The 15,518-nt window shown below is 59.7% G+C and carries 15 protein-coding genes, 1 tRNA gene, 4 pseudogenes and 1 riboswitch; of the genes and pseudogenes, 12 read left to right on the plus strand and 8 right to left on the minus strand.

Annotated elements, in window-relative coordinates:
* Positions 1-12: 12 nt before the first annotated feature.
* Both BM234_RS08925 and BM234_RS08930 read right to left on the minus strand, forming a co-directional pair.
* Entirely contained in the window at positions 13-630 is a 618-nt protein-coding gene (locus BM234_RS08925; protein WP_092063506.1) for a 50S ribosomal protein L21, read from the minus strand.
* 171 nt (positions 631-801) lie between these two features.
* Positions 802-1,629: a DUF2059 domain-containing protein gene (locus tag BM234_RS08930; RefSeq protein ID WP_092063509.1), complete on the minus strand. Its 828-nt coding sequence runs from the start codon at positions 1,627-1,629 to the stop codon at positions 802-804.
* Positions 1,630-1,774: 145 nt separating this feature from the next.
* Here BM234_RS08930 and BM234_RS08935 point away from each other — a divergent pair.
* Positions 1,775-1,864, plus strand: a tRNA-Ser gene (locus BM234_RS08935).
* 451 nt (positions 1,865-2,315) lie between these two features.
* Here the strand turns inward: BM234_RS08935 and BM234_RS08940 are convergent.
* Both BM234_RS08940 and BM234_RS08945 read right to left on the minus strand, forming a co-directional pair.
* Positions 2,316-2,627: a hypothetical protein gene (locus BM234_RS08940; protein WP_092063511.1), complete on the minus strand. Its 312-nt coding sequence runs from the start codon at positions 2,625-2,627 to the stop codon at positions 2,316-2,318.
* A gap of 347 nt (positions 2,628-2,974) precedes the next feature.
* On the minus strand, positions 2,975-3,445 hold the full coding sequence (locus BM234_RS08945; RefSeq protein ID WP_092063514.1) for an SRPBCC family protein: 471 nt from the start codon (positions 3,443-3,445) through the stop codon (positions 2,975-2,977).
* A gap of 111 nt (positions 3,446-3,556) precedes the next feature.
* Between BM234_RS08945 and BM234_RS08950 the strand changes: the two genes are divergently transcribed.
* Entirely contained in the window at positions 3,557-3,889 is a 333-nt protein-coding gene (locus BM234_RS08950) for a winged helix-turn-helix transcriptional regulator (RefSeq protein WP_217645964.1), read from the plus strand.
* A gap of 112 nt (positions 3,890-4,001) precedes the next feature.
* On the opposite strand, the gene BM234_RS08955 is transcribed toward BM234_RS08950, so the two are convergent.
* The gene (locus BM234_RS08955) at positions 4,002-4,538 is read right to left on the minus strand and encodes a site-specific integrase (RefSeq protein WP_092063518.1); all 537 of its coding nucleotides are present in this window, start codon (positions 4,536-4,538) and stop codon (positions 4,002-4,004) included.
* Positions 4,539-4,868: 330 nt separating this feature from the next.
* On the opposite strand from BM234_RS08955, the gene BM234_RS08960 reads away from it, so the two are divergent.
* Together BM234_RS08960 and BM234_RS17275 are read left to right on the plus strand one after the other, a co-directional pair.
* Positions 4,869-6,458 (plus strand): tannase/feruloyl esterase family alpha/beta hydrolase, encoded by a 1,590-nt coding sequence (locus BM234_RS08960; protein ID WP_092063521.1) that lies wholly within the window; start codon positions 4,869-4,871, stop codon positions 6,456-6,458.
* A gap of 187 nt (positions 6,459-6,645) precedes the next feature.
* Positions 6,646-6,777: pseudogene (locus BM234_RS17275) on the plus strand (IS5/IS1182 family transposase); the annotation flags it as partial.
* 6 nt (positions 6,778-6,783) lie between these two features.
* Here the strand turns inward: BM234_RS17275 and BM234_RS08965 are convergent.
* Positions 6,784-6,903 (minus strand): recombinase family protein, encoded by a 120-nt coding sequence (locus tag BM234_RS08965; RefSeq protein WP_092063524.1) that lies wholly within the window; start codon positions 6,901-6,903, stop codon positions 6,784-6,786.
* Positions 6,904-7,452: 549 nt separating this feature from the next.
* Here BM234_RS08965 and BM234_RS08970 point away from each other — a divergent pair.
* Positions 7,453-8,455 (plus strand): annotated as a pseudogene (locus BM234_RS08970) (IS481 family transposase).
* Here BM234_RS08970 and BM234_RS17280 read toward each other — a convergent pair.
* A complete protein-coding gene (locus BM234_RS17280) occupies positions 8,422-8,958 on the minus strand; it encodes a hypothetical protein (RefSeq protein ID WP_139226790.1) in 537 nt (178 codons plus the stop codon). The pseudogene BM234_RS08970 and the gene BM234_RS17280 sit on opposite strands and share 34 nt — an antisense overlap.
* 315 nt (positions 8,959-9,273) lie before the next feature.
* Positions 9,274-9,869: pseudogene (locus BM234_RS08975) on the minus strand (transposase).
* A 102-nt stretch (positions 9,870-9,971) separates the two neighbouring features.
* On the opposite strand from BM234_RS08975, the pseudogene BM234_RS08980 reads away from it, so the two are divergent.
* The 7 genes and pseudogenes from BM234_RS08980 to BM234_RS09010 form a co-directional block, all read left to right on the plus strand.
* A pseudogene (locus tag BM234_RS08980) lies at positions 9,972-10,175 on the plus strand (transposase); the annotation flags it as partial.
* A 305-nt stretch (positions 10,176-10,480) separates the two neighbouring features.
* A riboswitch (guanidine-I (ykkC/yxkD leader) is annotated at positions 10,481-10,590 on the plus strand.
* 93 nt (positions 10,591-10,683) lie between these two features.
* Positions 10,684-11,745 (plus strand): putative urea ABC transporter substrate-binding protein, encoded by a 1,062-nt coding sequence (locus BM234_RS08985; RefSeq protein WP_092063526.1) that lies wholly within the window; start codon positions 10,684-10,686, stop codon positions 11,743-11,745.
* 49 nt (positions 11,746-11,794) lie between these two features.
* Complete coding sequence (locus BM234_RS08990; RefSeq protein ID WP_092063529.1) at positions 11,795-12,607, plus strand: ABC transporter permease; 813 nt, start codon at positions 11,795-11,797, stop codon at positions 12,605-12,607.
* Entirely contained in the window at positions 12,604-13,407 is an 804-nt protein-coding gene (locus BM234_RS08995) for an ATP-binding cassette domain-containing protein (RefSeq protein ID WP_092063532.1), read from the plus strand. The genes BM234_RS08990 and BM234_RS08995 overlap by 4 nt, the downstream gene beginning before the upstream one ends.
* Before the next feature lie 96 nt (positions 13,408-13,503).
* Complete coding sequence (locus BM234_RS09000) at positions 13,504-14,781, plus strand: agmatinase family protein (protein ID WP_092063535.1); 1,278 nt, start codon at positions 13,504-13,506, stop codon at positions 14,779-14,781.
* A gap of 27 nt (positions 14,782-14,808) precedes the next feature.
* Positions 14,809-15,264: a hypothetical protein gene (locus BM234_RS09005; protein ID WP_092063538.1), complete on the plus strand. Its 456-nt coding sequence runs from the start codon at positions 14,809-14,811 to the stop codon at positions 15,262-15,264.
* A complete protein-coding gene (locus BM234_RS09010; protein ID WP_092063541.1) occupies positions 15,261-15,452 on the plus strand; it encodes a hypothetical protein in 192 nt (63 codons plus the stop codon). The genes BM234_RS09005 and BM234_RS09010 overlap by 4 nt, the downstream gene beginning before the upstream one ends.
* Positions 15,453-15,518: the final 66 nt, after the last annotated feature.

Consider the following 15,518-nt stretch of genomic DNA (forward strand, 5'->3'; position numbering starts at 1 on the left):
ATCGGTCTCTCCTTAGCCTTTAGCCAATTTCGCAGCCTGATCGATCCAGCCTTCGCGTTCGATCCGGCCCTTGAACGAAAGCTTTTCGTCCATATCAGCAACGTCTTCCGGCGTCCATGCCGCGATCTGGGCAAAGCTGGTGACGCCAGCGGCGTGCAGCTTCTTCTCCAGAGCGGGACCTACGCCCGACAACTTCTTCAGGTCATCCGCAGAACCGGTTGCGAGCTCCGCCTTGGGCGCAGTAGCGGTCGTGGCCGTTTGCGACGCCGGAACCGAACCTGCACCTACAGCTGCCTTCACACCAGATGCATCGGCACCGGAGGCGAGAATGTCGGTAATACGTACCAGCGTCAGTTTCTGACGGTGGCCCTTCGTGCGCTTGGAGGAGTGCTTCCGCCGGCGCTTAACGAAGTTGATGACCTTGTCGCCCTTGACCTGATCGATCACTTCGGCCTGAACGGCCGCGCCTGCGACAAGCGGGCTACCGACAACGAGATCGTCGTCGCTAACCATGAGAATTTCGTTGAACTGGACTTTTTCACCAGCGTCGGCTGCAAGCTTTTCTACCCGGAGCGTATCGCCCGACTGAACCTTGTATTGCTTGCCACCGGTCTTCAGGACCGCGAACATGCGAATCTTCCTTTTGTTGCCGCGTCCTTTGGTCCCCGTTTCCGGGCGTTTTGGCACTTGGGCCACCGTCGGACAGCGCACCCGTCGCCGGGCGTCATGTCGAAATACCGGTCACGCTCGTGCGAGCCGGAGCCGCGCTTCTACCCGATCATAGGAGCGTGTCAACCCTGCTCAGAGGTCCTGCGCATCCATCGCACGACCGATCGCGAGCCCGAGCGCATAGGAAATACGCTGAAACATGGGATCGAAGCCCGCAAACAGCGCGCGGGTGAGGATACGCCCGTCATCAGACTCTTGCAATGCGATGTACTCTTCCAGTTCGGCATCGTCGAGCGGTTGATAGGCCATCATCAGGAAAGCATAGAGCCATTCCTCGGTATCTTCGCGAACCTCACCCTCCTGGCCCCAGACGTCGGTGATGGCTTGCTCCTCTGTCAGGCTCAGCGCTTCCGCCTCACTGTCGATCAGCCCGGTGTAGAACGCGTAGTTGGAGTTCAGCCCCCCAACGACGTTGCGCTCAACCAATTCACCCGCGTCGATGAACCGCCCCACCATCTCGACCCGAGGGTCCAAAGCCGCCTCCGCATCCCGATAGCGCTGTTTCGCCGCGTCCTCGGCATCCTTATCGAGTTGGGCCCGCCTCGCGCTCAGTTCGAGCGAAACGATCTCTTGCCCCAAGTCGGAATTGAAGAACTCTATCAGCCGCCCGAGATCCTCCTCGGCAAGTACCTGCTCCGTTGACGTCCGGACATGACGGCGCATCTCATCAAGATCATAGATCCGGTCCACCTGTCCCATCCAAGTGGCGGACGCACCAGTGGGCAACATGCCCTCGGCGAGCGTCCGGGAATAGTCTAGCCCTTCCGCGCGCATGATCTCCAAGGTTTCATCCAGTCGCAATGCGTCCCAGAAATCGTCAACCTGCGCGGGGTCGGCACCCAGAACCCGCGCCGGAAGCGCCGCGCAGAACAAAATGGCGAACAGCGTCTTTCTGAGCATGGGCGTCCCTATAAATACCGACATGGAACAGAGGTATGCCACCCCTCAAGCCGGGACAAGGCACTGGCCGCGAAGTCTTGCCAGAAAGACACAAATCGGGCTTGCGTGCCCTCGCCGAAGCAACTAAACCGCAGGCCCAGACCGCGGAGAGGTGCCGGAGTGGTCGAACGGGGCGGTCTCGAAAACCGTTGACCCTTCACGGGGTCCCAGGGTTCGAATCCCTGTCTCTCCGCCATTTTTTACCTAAGCGTAATGCGCATATACCCAAGAAAACAAGGCTTTTCAGCGAGATGCGCTCGCAGATGCCCGTGATTTTGCTCCACTTTTTGCTCCACATTTTCCTGCGCCCGCGAAGATATATCGTCGGCAGTTAGGTCTTCCCGCGCATCCCGATGGGCCAAGCAGCTCGCACCCCGCCTCACCTACTGGCCCGGCCAGATCAGCAGAGCGCCGTGGACGATCAACAGCACGACAATCGCGACGCGGACGAGGTTTCGGTGCAGCCAGACTCGGGCGCGGATGCAGTATTTCATCGGTTTCTCCTGTGAAGGTGATGGCGCGCCGGCAGCTTCGTAGCAGCGAAGGCGTGGTGGTTATCGTCGGCGCGCCGAACGCCGGGGGATTCAGTCCCGGCGCCGGGACCATGCGGCCCCTCAAGGAACGGCGCCCACGCGGGCGCCGTCGGATCATTTTTGGTCGAGCATCCGCAAGCTCAGCCTCACCGCTTCAGCGAAGTCGGTGGCCGTACGGACGGCACGACACAGCTCCTCGAGCGGCGGGAGGGCGGCCTGGTGCGCCTCTGCCTCCGGCGTGAGCCGCCGGTGGGTGTTGAACGCCTCGGCACAGCCGATCAGGCGCTCCTGCGGGATGGCGACCTTCTCCTCGAAGGTCCCGGCCTTGATCCCGTTGTGGATCTCCGAGATCGCTGTAGCGAGGACATGCGCGAGGGTCTCGTCGACACCGCTCTCCTTTTCGAGGAACTCGACGGCCTCTCCCACCGCAAGGCCCCGGTTCCGCCGGCCTTGCCGGGCGTGGGCAGGCGTCGGGGGCGGCAAAGGCGCATCAGCAGGAGATCGTCCGCCTCACCGAAGCCCGCGACAAGCTGGCGACCATACTGGCGGGCGGTGAGATGTGGGCGCTCCCGCTGTTCACCCGCCTCGAGGCCGAACTGGCTGAATTAGAGGCCCGCGAGGATGTGCTGGCCCGCGCCCGGCAGATCGCGGAAATGGCGGCGCGCAAGGCAGCTTGACCATTGGTTTGCCCCATTGACGCAGTAATGGGCGTCCGGGGCGAATGACTGGTGAGAGCCCAAGGTTACAGGTTCCGCGCCGTGCGCCAATGTCCGCTATGCTGCGGAATGGGGAGTTGGCTCATTGCCATTCAAGAATGCCTTTAGACTGCCTTTGAAAAATTGGTTCCATCCATCAAGGCAAATCTCCCAACAGTTAAGTGTTGGAGTTAAGCCATCATGGACCATCCGGATCTCAGTATTGTCCCCAACTTTATTGATGCTCCAAACAACCTTTGTTCCCAACCACTCCTGATCAATTTTCTCTGGCTGACCTTCGACTTTGTGGTGGGCATCTATACATGCCATTTCGATCCGGTAGGGCCTTTGGAAAGACGTTGCCTCGAAAGTCCAGTACCCGTAATCGGGTGGAAATCGCGCGGTTACTTTGTCGCCTACCTTAGTCAAGCTACCGTCCACTGATTGCGTCCACCACTTGTCCATTTGGGTCGCGAGCGCTTGGAAACAGGTTTCTTGTGATGCGGGTACATAAATGCTCGCGTGGTAGTTCTTGGCCGGTTCTATCATTTTCAGAGCTCCATCCAGTTTCTTGGGCTGAGATTTGCTCAAAACATTTACTTTGAAAAGTAGGCAGAATTTTGATACTTAGGTATCAAAATGATACTAATGGAGTCTCTCATGAACGACGGTTCCGATTTGAACCTCTGCCCCGCACCGCTGGTCTTTGCAATGATCGGTGGAAAGTGGAAGCTGTCGATACTACAGATACTAATCTTTCAAGGCACCAAGAGGTTTGGAGAGCTTCGGCATGGTATTCCAGACATTACGCAGACGATGCTGACAAAACAGCTACGTGCTCTTGAAGGTGATGGTCTGGTTGACAGAAAGGTCTACGCTGAAGTGCCCCCCAAGGTGGAATACAGCGCCACCGACGTCGCTATCGGGCTGATGCCTGCGTTCAAGGCAATGCATTCTTGGTGGGAAGCAAAAGCGCGACCTTCAACGAATTGAAAAAGAACAGAACCCTATAGATAGCGGTCATTGACGTCCCACCCGCGTATGACAGTTTTGTCCGCATAGCAGACCTTGCTGCGATCATAAATTTATCTTGCCACCTGCTTGATCAATCCAAATGGCATGGCATCTCCAGCGCCACCGTCTTCGCCAGATCCAACTTCCGCCCCAAGGGCATCTCGTCGCCATAGATCTCCCGGTTCCGTGCCGACGCCACGCTGTGGCCCATCATCTCTCCCCGATCATCCGAAGCAATACCTGCCGCCTTCAGACGGCTTTCCCAGGTATGCCGCGTTCCGCCGGCCGTGTGTTTCGGCGACGGCATCAGGTCGTTGTCGCGCAGGTAGCCGTTGATGATCGCCGAGTAGCTGCGCTTGTAGCGATAGCGCGGGAAGCCGTTCGGATGCCGCCGCGCGGCCGCCAGCGCCACGCCGACCAGCGGCACGAGCCGGACCGAGGAGGTGTTCTTGACCTCCCGCTTCTCCTCGCCGTCCTCGAAGGCGATCCGCAGGTGCGGGATCACCGCATCCAGCACAATGGCGTCGGAGGGCAGGTCGTGGATTTCCGCCTGGCGGCAGCCGGTCTCGATGGAGATCAGCAGGATGTCACGGGCCTCGTCGTTGAGGCCGTCGAAGGCTACCGCCATGCCCACCGGTCAGCATCGTCCATGACGGGAATTTCCGTTCCCTTTCCAGGGACGAGCTTGTCAGTCGGAAAATGTGGACGCGGGTGACCCGGCCATAATCCCACGCATCGGGTCGGCGCCTCAACCGGAAACAGTTGCACGCGGACCCCGTTCTATCTGGCGCCTGTGATTTCGATCCGGGATAGAAAAGTCCAAGAAATTGCGCGCTTTGGACATTGCTCTCCGTAGCGGCCTATCTATTCTTTTCCCAAGGGAAGGCTGAAGCTCGCACCCCTCCTGCCTCGCAGGAGCCCCGATCCGTATTGGCCTTGCCCCAAGGAGGAGGAAACCATGAAACGACTGATATTCGCGCTGGCCGCCGCGACGGTGCCAGCCACCGCTTATGCGCAAGCCTCGCCCGAAGCCGCCCGCTGCGGCGCCCTGCGTGGCCTGGCAATCACCCCGGAGGAGATCGGCCTGCCGAGCGGCGGGGCCGATGTCGCCACTGCCACCTACCGGACCGAGCCCGCAGCCTTCTGCGAAATGACCGGGGCCATCGATCCCGTCGATCCTGACGCGCCCGACATCAACTTCCAAGTCAACCTGCCGCTCGAGTGGAATGGCAAGGGTCTGCACTACGGCGGCGGCGGCTACAACGGCAGCGTGGTCACGGGCCTCGACCAGGTGCGCTTCAACCCCGAGGACACCCCCACCCCGCTTGCAAAGGGCTACGTGACCTGGGGCAGCGACTCCGGTCACCAGTCCGTGGGGATCACCGCGGAATTCCTGCGAAACGAGGAGGCCCTGCGCAACTTCGGCGGCGAGCAGCTGAAGAAGACCCACGACGTGGCCATGGCCCTGATCTCGGCCTTCTACGACGATGCGGCGCCGGAGCATGTCTATTTCCAAGGCACGTCCCAAGGCGGGCATGAAGCGATGATCGCGATCCAGCGCTGGCCCGACGACTACGACGGGGCGATCATCGTCCACCCGGCCAACAGCTTCGTCGGCCTCCAGCTCTCCGGCAACCGCGCGGGCCAGGCCTTCTATCAGCCCGGCGCCTACATGTCGCCCGCGGACGTCGAGCTTCTGAACGGCGCGGTGATGGCGGCTTGCGACGGGCTCGACGGCGCCGAAGATGGGCTGATCGGCGACATTTCCGGCTGCGAGGCGGCCTTCGACGTGACCTCCCTGCGCTGCGAGGACGGCACCGGGTCCGACGGCAAATGTCTCGGCGACGCTCAGATCGCCGCGCTCGAAGTGCTGAACTCGCGCACCGAGACCCCGCCGCTTCAGGGCGGCGCCGAGGGCTTCTCGGAATGGCCGATCTACCTTGGTGCCGATCTCTACGGGCTGTGGGGCATGGGACTGTCGCCCGAGCCCACCAACCCGCCCTCGCCTGTCGCGAACTTCGGTCTGGCCGTGCTGTCGGACCCGATGATCCGCCATGCGGTGCTGAAGGATGACGACGCCAACACGCTGGAGTTCGACGCCTCGCAACACAGCGAGCGCCTGACCGAGCTTTCCGAGCAGCTTGACGCGGTCGAAGCCGACCTCACCCCCTTCACCTCGAAGGGTGGCAAGATCCTCCTGATGCACGGCACCACCGACTTCGCCATTCCCTTCGGCAATACCGTGGATTGGTTCGAGCGGGTCGTCGCCGAGCATGGCGAGGAGCAGGTCCGGGACTTCATGCGCTTCTGGCTGGTGCCCGGCTTTGGCCACGGCTCCGGAGCCTTCCAGATGCGATGGACCTCGCTCGACGCCCTTGAGGCTTGGGTGGAGGATGGCCAGCCCCCAGAAAACATGGTGATGAGCGACGCCGCGCCCGACACGGCTGGACGCAGCAGGCCAATGTGCGAATACCCTGCCTTCGCGCGACTGAAGGACGGGGCGAACGACCACGACAGCGCCGAGAGCTACACCTGCGTCACCGAATGACCTGACCCGTGGGTGAGCCATGTTGAGCTTGCCCACGGGCTCTTTGCCAGGTCTCGTTGAAGGAGATACATTGCCATTCGATCGCTCGGCGGCATTGTTGCTGAACTCTATCTGCGGAGGATTCACATATTGAATACATGCGGTTTGACGAGGTGCATGGAGTAAGCCCGCACCCGCCCGCTACCGCATCACGAACTGGCCCATCTACACGGCGTCGCTTCGCAAGCGCGGGTCGTTCCTGATCTGGCTGGACAAGGAAATGACCTACCTCGCGCCGCATGACGGCAGCCCCGGTCGCCCCGCGGTGTTCTCGCCCGCGTTGTTCTCAGATGGCTCCGCTTACTCTCTCAGAGAATAAACGTTCAGCCCCCTCCGTTGTCAAAGCGTCGGTCTTAGCGTCAAGGTTTTGGTCTATGGTTGAAACGCGAGCATATCCAATGATCATGCCTTATCATGACAAAACCGCTCCTATATCCCAAACGTTTTGTCATGGGTTTTGGGAACGGCTAACAGCTTGATTGTTCGTACGGAGATTGAGAGTGACAAAAACGACCGTTTGAATAAACTTCTTGTTTAAGCGCGGCACTTTACATATGTAAAATTTGCTTGAGAGAGACGGGAGACTGCGTGTGATAATTATTGCGGCTATATCTATAGGGTCAGTTTTTTTAACAATGTACCTTATATTGGCTCGGATGAGATCAAGAGGCGTCAACATTGATAGTATAATATTCGTATCATCGAAGTGCTTATCAAATGAAACAACAAGTGCAGAGAAGTTTCTGTACTTTTCGGTGCTAATTTCTGCGATCTCTTTATCAATATGGCTCTTGTCGTAATTTAAAGGAGCATGAACAATTTGTTCCATCCCGGATGATCACATAGACTCTCGGCGATTTGCATTTTTCACGGCAGGATCGATTCTGAGGGAGTGCGGCGGACCAGAAAATAGTCCGGGGGACTGTTTTCCCGCCGAACGGGACGGGGCGCAACCATGCTGATCCATCTTCACAAGCAGGCGACGACGACACCAAAGGTCAGGGCGGCGATCCAGGCGAGCGACGAGCCAGCATCGGCCCTGGCGGAACGCTTCGGCACGACTGAGCAGACGGTGTATAAATGGCGTCACCGCGACAGCGTTGAGGATCGCAGCCACATGCCACATCGGTTGCAGACAACTCTGACGCCTGCGCAAGAAGCCGTCGCTGTGGCGCTGCGCACGACGCTTCTGGTATCGCTCGATGACCTACTGGCTGTGGTGCGCGAGTTCCTGAACCCGAATGCCTCACGCTCTGGCCTGGACCGCTGCTTGCGTCGGCATGGCGTGGGAAACCTGCGCGATCTCAAGGCCAAGGGACGGAAGCCGAAGCACAGCGCCCTCAAGTCCTACGAGCCCGGTTACATCCACATCGATGTGAAATACCTGCCGCAAATGGCAGATGAGACCTCGCGGCGCTATCTCTTCGTTGCAATCGATCGAGCAACGCGTTGGGTCTTTATCCGCGTCTTCAATGCCAAGACGGCAGCCAATGCCCGCCGCTTCCTACGCGACCTGGGACGCGTTTGCCCGCTGCCCATCCGCACCATTCCTACGGACAACGGCAAGGAGTTCACGGATCGCCTCTTCGGCCTACGCAAACGCGCCGCGACCGGAGCGCACGAGTTCGACAAACTCTGCGCCGCACTCGATATCGACCATCGCCTCACCCCCGCCAAAATCGCCCCAAACCAACGGGATGGTCGAGAGATTCAATGGCCGCATCGAGGAGGTGCTGCAAAGCCACCACTTCCAATCCGGCGAAGAGCTGGAAACGACGCTGCTCCGCTATGTCTGGCTCTACAACCAGCAGCTCCCGCAGTCAGCCTTGGGCAGCAAAACGCCCTTGCAGGCCATGAAGGACTGGCACAAACTAAAGCCGAAGTTGTTCAAGAAGCAGCCATACTACCTGCCGGGATGTGACACCTACCTCTCTGAAATTACGATTGATCGCTGCTGACCCAATCTGGCAGCGCCGACTTCCAGACCCTTCGGCCCGAAAATGAGCTCGCGTCTAACTGGGGGTTCGTAATTGAAAATTCTACTCGAGAGTATTAAATACTCATCGAGGTTTCCCCCCGCTTCGCGCTTGCGTGAAAGCCAACTTTGCAAAGGTGGAAACCCGTAAAAAACAGGAATGTCAACAAGTAAACTCGTCAGCCCATAAACGCTATATACAACGAGACTTTCACTCAATACGTATCGCAAGCAGCCATCTTCAAACCCACCTATAAAAATCAATGTACGTCCTTCTACACTTTTTCCAAAAAAGAACGTATATCTTTTGTCGATTTCCCCTCTTACCTCTGGAGTAAAAGGATAGATATTTAAAGTCTCCGGTACTCCACATATTTTTTGGACGACTTCTATAGATGTTTCGGCAAAAGCGATTTCGTAACCTGTTTCGTCAGAAGCCATACATGACGACAGCAAAAAAAAGAGAATGAAAATTCTTTTCATCATGATCTGTTCATTAAGACTTGAAATTTCCATGCATGTCAACTTTGCTTCCTCAAGCACTTATGTGCGCTATCCCTGCACGACATCTTTGTCTTTCCTATTTCAGCCAGAATCCGCCTCACTGAGACATCAGCTCAACACCCTGATCAATCTCCCAATCACGAGTTGCGCCGGTCAACTTGCACAGGGTAACGTTCCGAAACTTCTTCGCCGGATACCAAGTGCGTTTGCCTTTTTAGTTCTCAAGCAAGATTTCTTCTTTGGAGCCATTGCGGGACGATCGCATGCGGCGGCCCCTCGCGGCCATAGGGTCAGGACTCATAGCCAGTAGATGACGAGTGCAGCGAGGGCGATTGCGGAGAGGAAGACTTCGGGGCGGCGGTCATAGCGGGTTGCGACACGCCGCCAGTCCTTGAGCCTGCCGAACATTATCTCGATGCCGTTGCGGCGTTCGTAGCGCCGCTTGTCGTATCGGATTGTTGTCTTGCGTTGCTTACGACTCGGGATGCAGGCGCGTACCCTTTTGTCTTTAAACGCTTCTCTGAACCAATCAGCGTCATAGCCGCGATCCCCAAGCAGCCAGTCGACATCTGGCAGGCTGCTCAGCAGCGCTCGGGCACCGATGTAGTCGCTGACCTGACCGGCGGTTGAGCTTTGAGGTAAGTGGCGTCGATCATGACCGTCGTCTGTTCGCCGTGATCAGCAGGCAGACCGGCCATCATCTGGGCAAAGATGCCCTTGTCACTCCAGCGTTTCCACCGATTGTAGAGCGTTTTGTGTGGGCCGTATTCCTTCGGCGCGTCACGCCACCGTAAGCCGTTGCGATTGATGAAGATAATCTCGCTAAGAACGCGCTTGTCATCGACACATGGCTTGCCGTGGGATTTGGGAAAGTAGGGCTCAAGACGCGCCATCTGCGCGTCGGATAACCTGATTGGATCACATATGTTCACCGCTCACTTTTTGAGCCGTGAATCACGCAGCGAAGCAAAAATCAATGGGTCCTCAGCCTAAGGACCAAGCAATACGATATCTCCATGCAGATCCGGAAGAAGGTCGAGATGCTTCTCGCGCACTGCAAGCGCCTCCTCGGCCTCGGAAGGCTCCGATTACGTGGCCCATGCGCTGCAACTGACGAATTCCTCCTCGCCGCCACCGCGCAGAACCTCAGGAAACTGGCCAAGATACTTCCTGCACCGCAGCGACCGCGGAACGCCTGACGGGATAGGCGCTCGCACCACGTTCAGCCGTCGATATTCTGCGCTCTCGAACGGGTGTTTTTCCACAGAATCGGCGGGAAGGCGACTTTCGCTGCGTCCTGGGCGAGCGGCAGCGATGCGCAGCAAGTGCGCCATCTGGTGCGTAGGTCTTTGCAACAGGCAAAAGGGCCACAATTTCCACAACTTTCGCTCAAAAATAAGGCAAATGCACTTGAGCGCTGCCCAAACATCTTCCACGTTGACAATTTGGGGCAGCGAAACTGTTCTGGGGCTTGTTGCCGGCCACCCGTCGGTGTGGCATGGGCGTGCAGGGCATTTAGGGTTCCACTGGCCATCCCGTCAGGTTCGGTCCGAGAAATGCCACCTGGCGGGCCAATTCTCGCGGGGCACACGGCGGGCCAAAATCCCGGGAGGCATACTGCGCAGGTCCGACCCGCGCCATATCCTTGTTCCGCCAGCGGGGCGCGGCCGACTCTGAACGAGCGGAACGCACCGATGGGGAAAGACGATGACCAAAGCCAAGTTTCTGACCGCCACCGCATTGACACTTGGGTTGCTGGGCAGCCTCCCGGCTCAGGCCCAGGAAAAGACCGATTTCAAGCTCGCATGGTCGATCTATGTCGGCTGGATGCCTTGGGGTTATCTCGACGAAAGCGGCATTATGGACAAGTGGGCCGAGAAATACGGCATCACCGTCGATATCGTGCAGATCAACGACTACGTTGAAAGCATCAACCAATACACTGCCGGTGCCTTTGACGGTGTCTCTGCGACCAATATGGACACGCTGTCTATCCCGGCAGGCAGCGGCGTGGACACCACCGCGCTGATCGTGGGTGACTATTCCAACGGCAATGACGCGGTGATCGCCAAGGGCGACATGACGCTGGCCGACCTCGCCGGGACCAAGGTCAACCTCGTGGAACTGTCGGTCTCGCATTATCTGCTGGCGCGGGCGCTGGACTCCGCCGGTTTGGCCGAGCGTGACCTCGACGGGGTGGTGAACACCTCGGACGCCGACATGATTGCCGCCTATTCGACCGAGGACGTCAAAACGGTGGTGACCTGGAACCCGCTGGTTTCCGAGATTACCGCGTCCAACCCCGATGCCAAGGTGCTCTTCGACAGCTCCAAGATTCCCGGTGAGATCCTCGACCTGATGGTGGTTAACACGGAGACGCTTGAGGCCAACCCCGACTTCGGCAAGGCCGTCGTGGGCGCGTGGTACGAGGTCATGGGCCTGATGGCCGCAGGCGACGAAGCGGTGCTGACCGCCATGGCCGAAGCCTCGGGGACCGATCTGGACGGGTACCAGGCGCAGCTTGCCGCGACCGAGATGTTCTACGACCCAGCCGAAGCCGTTGCGCAGGCGTCGTCGTCGGCGCTGCCCGAGACGATGATCGAGATCGCCGAGTTCCTCTTCGACAAGGGTATCCTGGGCGAGGGCGCGCCATCGGCGGATTTCGTGGGCATCGAATACCCCGACGGAACGATCACGGGCTCGGACGCGAATGTGATGTTCCGCTTTGACGCCAGCTACATGCAGATGGCTGCGGACGGCGCTCTGTGACCTGGTTGCGCGCCCTCGATCGGGGGCGCGCGTCGCGAAAGGCTTACCCATGCGACTGATCAACCTCTCTCCCTCGCGCCCCTTGGCGGTGTTCCTCGCGGCGGTGCCGTTCGTCGCGGTGTTGATCGCCTATGCGGCTGGGTCCGAGATCCGGCTGGCGGCGAACCCGGCGGACAAGCTGCTGCCCGCGCTGAGCACCATTCAGGAGACTGCCGTCCGTTTGTTCACCGAAGGTGACCGCCGGTCGGGCGAGATCCTGTTGTGGAAGGACACATGGGCGTCGCTGTCGCGGCTGCTGGGCGGCGTTGCGATTTCGGCGTCGCTGTCTCTGGTCATCGGCATGGTGGTCGGCCTCTTGCCGATGTTCCGCTCGCTGCTGTCGGGCTTTGTCGCGGTACTGTCGATGGTGCCGCCGCTGGCGCTGCTGCCGATCCTCTTTATTGTCTTCGGGCTGGGCGAGACCTCCAAGGTGGTGCTGATCGTCATCGGCATCACGCCTTTCATGACGCGGGACCTGGCGCAGCGCGTTCTGGACATCCCGCATGAACAGCTGGTGAAGGCGCAGACGCTGGGTGCCTCCTCATGGGTGATCGCGGCGCGGGTGGCGCTGCCGCAGGTGCTGCCCCGGCTTATCGCCAATGTGCGGCTGACGCTCGGCTCGGCCTGGCTGTTCCTGATCGCGGCAGAGGCCGTGGCGGCAGAGGTCGGTCTTGGTTACCGCATTTTTCTCGTGCGCCGCTACCTCGCGATGGACGTGATCCTGACCTACGTGATCTGGATCACCCTGCTGGCCTTTGTGCTCGACTGGCTACTTAAGCAACTGTCGCGCAAGGCATTTCCGTGGATGGAGGCAGGGCTATGAGCTTCATTCAGGTCCGTGATGTCTGGCAGGCCTACGGCGGCCGGTCGATCATCGAAAGGGTCACCCTCGACGTGTCGGAAGGCGAATTCGTGTCGATCGTCGGCGCCTCGGGCTGTGGCAAGTCCACCTTTTTGCGGCTGCTGTTGGCGGATGAGCGCCCGGTGCGTGGCACGATCACCGTGGACGGCGGGGACGTCGCGGTCGAGCCGGGGCGCGAGCGTGGCGTGGTCTTTCAACGCTACTCGGTCTTCCCGCACCTGACCGTGCGCGAGAACATCGTCGCCGCCGAGGGGTTCAACACGGCCTCCGGATGGCTGTTCGGAGCTGCGAAACGTACCTCCCGGGAGCGGGCGGATGCCATTCTCGCCCGTATCGGGCTGAACCACGTCGCAGAGCAATACCCGGCGAGCCTGTCGGGCGGGATGCAGCAACGCCTCGCCATCGGGCAGGCACTGACGGCGAAGCCGCGCGTACTGCTGCTGGACGAACCCTTTGGCGCGCTCGATCCGGGGACGCGGGTTCAGATGCACGATTTCCTGACCGAACTGAGGGCCGAGACCAAGATGACCGTCTTCATGGTCAGTCACGATCTGGAGGAAGCGTTCAAGCTGGGCGACCGCGTGCTGGTCTTCGACAAGCCGCGCTGGGACCCGCAGGACCCGGGCCTGTACGGCGCGACCATCACTTATGAATTCGACGCGCGGGACGGGGGGATGCCGTATCAGCACATCCTCGACCGCTATCCCTCGCTCAAGCCGCAGGCGGAACCGGCCCCGGAACGGCTGCTCGAACCTGCCTGACCAAAGACACCCACGCGCGCCGCCGGGCCCCGCGCGTGGGACAGCCAAGGCCCGGATCATATCGCCCCTCACGGGGTAACCGATTGGGAGACAGAAATGTTTTCTGACATTCACCGCGCCGAGGCGCAAGCACGCGACCCGCGCAGCCTTCGCGCCCGACATGTCACGCGTGAACAGCGTCAGCACCACCCGGACCTGACCAAGCTCGCGGGCTGGAAAGCAATGCGCAAAGAGGCCGACCTGCCCGAAGGCCGCTGGGCCGAGGAGCGCGCATGGGCGTTGCGCATGGGGCTGACCGGTGCGGACACCATCGAAGACAAGTCGATCCCGACCTTCGCGCGAGGCGAGCTGCCGCATTACGCCGGGATCAACACCTTTCTGAAGGCGCCTTACACCGAAGATGTTCTCGAGGTCGCGAATTATGACGCGACCGTGTTGGGCATCCCCTTCGATGGCGGCACCACCTATCGTCCAGGCACCCGTTTCGGTCCGCAGGGCGTGCGGAAGATCTCGGCGCTTTATACGCCCTATAACTACGAGATGGGCGTCGACCTGCGCGAGCAGATGACGCTCTGCGATGCGGGGGACGTGTTCACCATTCCCGCGAATATTGAGAAGTCCTTTGACCAGATTTCTCGAGGTGTGAGTCACGTGTTCTCCAGCGGCTCCCTGCCGGTCATGATCGGTGGCGATCACTCCATCGGCTTCCCCTGTGTACGGGGCATCGCGGAATGCACGTCCAAGAAGATCGGCATCGTTCACTTCGACCGTCACGCCGACATTCAGGAGAAGGACCTCGACGAGCGGATGCACACCACGCCATGGTTCCACTCGACGAACCTGCCGAACGTGCCCGCAAAGAACCTCGTGCAGATCGGCATCGGTGGCTGGCAGGTGCCGCGCGAGGCGGTGAAGGTCGCCCGCGAGCGCGAGACCAACATCATCACCATGGGTGACATGGAGAAGATGGGCATCAACAAGACCATCGAGATGGCGTTGGAGATGGCCTGGGACGGCGTCGACATGGTCTATATGTCCTTCGACATCGACAGCATAGACTGCGGGTTCGTCCCGGGTACGGGCTGGCCGGAGCCGGGTGGTTTCCTGCCGCGCGAGGCGCTGGCGCTGGCGTCCGGCATCGCCGCCGAGGGCATCTGCGGGCTGGAGCTTGTCGAGGTCTCGCCGCCCTATGACACATCGGACATCACGGCTCTGATGGGCACGCGGGTGATCGTGGACGTGCTGGGCTCGCTGGTGGCGCATGGCAAGCTGGGCGCGCACAAGCGGCACATCGACAAGCCGGTGGCGCTGCCGCATGGCGAGTTCGAGGGCAAGCGCTGGTCGAACCCGGAACCGCACAAGGTGGGGGAATGATCAGCGTGTACAAGAGGAGCGCGGGCCATGCCGCATGATCATCATCACCACGACCATGACCACGGGCATCACCACCCCCCGCATGACCACAACCAGCCGCATGACGCGGACCATCTGCACAGCCACATGCATCACCACGATGATGCGGCGGATTTGCAGGTGTTGGCGGCGCAATTCATTGATGGTTTCATTCAGGCCAAGGACAAGACCACCTATTTGAAGCTGGCTGGTATCCCCTTTGAGCGACCCGGCAAAGGCGGCGCAAAAGCCCTGAAGCTGGTGGACGTTGAGTTGACCACCGATTGGCAGGTCGGCACGGCCTCACCGTCATTTGGCTCGCGCGAGCTGAGCTACCTGCCGTTTCCAGGAGAGATGGTCCGGGAACGCACCAACATGAGCATGATTTACGTATCCATGGACGAGAAAGCAAAGCAGGATCTGCGCGACTTTCTCGTACAAAAGAAGAAAGACATCGAAGCATGAAATATCTCGCACCCGTACTCTCAACCGCTGTCGCCAGCCCTGCCATGGCCCACACGGACCCGACCGCGCATCTGCACGCCGGATCGCAAGTGCCGTGGCTTTTCGGCGCTGTGGTTATCGGTGTCGCAGCGGCGCTTTACTTTTTGATGGAACGCAAAATTCGTTCAGGAATCAAAGCAGTGGGTTGAAAACCGCCAAACTCCGTGCGGCCATATCAGGGTCTGTACAGGCCCTGATATGCGAAGTTAGGAATT

It is taken from the genome of Poseidonocella pacifica, assembly GCF_900111875.1.
In the GTDB taxonomy this organism is placed as follows: domain Bacteria; phylum Pseudomonadota; class Alphaproteobacteria; order Rhodobacterales; family Rhodobacteraceae; genus Poseidonocella; species Poseidonocella pacifica.

What these genes read in the sequence shown, in the direction of transcription:
- BM234_RS08925 (WP_092063506.1), bottom strand. Translation starts at nt 630, where the DNA reads ATGTTCGCGGTCCTGAAGACCGGTGGCAAGCAATACAAGGTTCAGTCG.
- BM234_RS08930 (WP_092063509.1), bottom strand. Translation starts at nt 1,629, where the DNA reads ATGCTCAGAAAGACGCTGTTCGCCATTTTGTTCTGCGCGGCGCTTCCG.
- BM234_RS08945 (WP_092063514.1), bottom strand. Translation starts at nt 3,445, where the DNA reads ATGATAGAACCGGCCAAGAACTACCACGCGAGCATTTATGTACCCGCA.
- BM234_RS08950 (WP_217645964.1), top strand. Translation starts at nt 3,557, where the DNA reads ATGAACGACGGTTCCGATTTGAACCTCTGCCCCGCACCGCTGGTCTTT.
- BM234_RS08955 (WP_092063518.1), bottom strand. Translation starts at nt 4,538, where the DNA reads ATGGCGGTAGCCTTCGACGGCCTCAACGACGAGGCCCGTGACATCCTG.
- BM234_RS08960 (WP_092063521.1), top strand. Translation starts at nt 4,869, where the DNA reads ATGAAACGACTGATATTCGCGCTGGCCGCCGCGACGGTGCCAGCCACC.
- BM234_RS08965 (WP_092063524.1), bottom strand. Translation starts at nt 6,903, where the DNA reads ATGATCATTGGATATGCTCGCGTTTCAACCATAGACCAAAACCTTGAC.
- BM234_RS17280 (WP_139226790.1), bottom strand. Translation starts at nt 8,958, where the DNA reads ATGATGAAAAGAATTTTCATTCTCTTTTTTTTGCTGTCGTCATGTATG.
- BM234_RS08985 (WP_092063526.1), top strand. Translation starts at nt 10,684, where the DNA reads ATGACCAAAGCCAAGTTTCTGACCGCCACCGCATTGACACTTGGGTTG.
- BM234_RS08990 (WP_092063529.1), top strand. Translation starts at nt 11,795, where the DNA reads ATGCGACTGATCAACCTCTCTCCCTCGCGCCCCTTGGCGGTGTTCCTC.
- BM234_RS08995 (WP_092063532.1), top strand. Translation starts at nt 12,604, where the DNA reads ATGAGCTTCATTCAGGTCCGTGATGTCTGGCAGGCCTACGGCGGCCGG.
- BM234_RS09000 (WP_092063535.1), top strand. Translation starts at nt 13,504, where the DNA reads ATGTTTTCTGACATTCACCGCGCCGAGGCGCAAGCACGCGACCCGCGC.
- BM234_RS09005 (WP_092063538.1), top strand. Translation starts at nt 14,809, where the DNA reads ATGCCGCATGATCATCATCACCACGACCATGACCACGGGCATCACCAC.
- BM234_RS09010 (WP_092063541.1), top strand. Translation starts at nt 15,261, where the DNA reads ATGAAATATCTCGCACCCGTACTCTCAACCGCTGTCGCCAGCCCTGCC.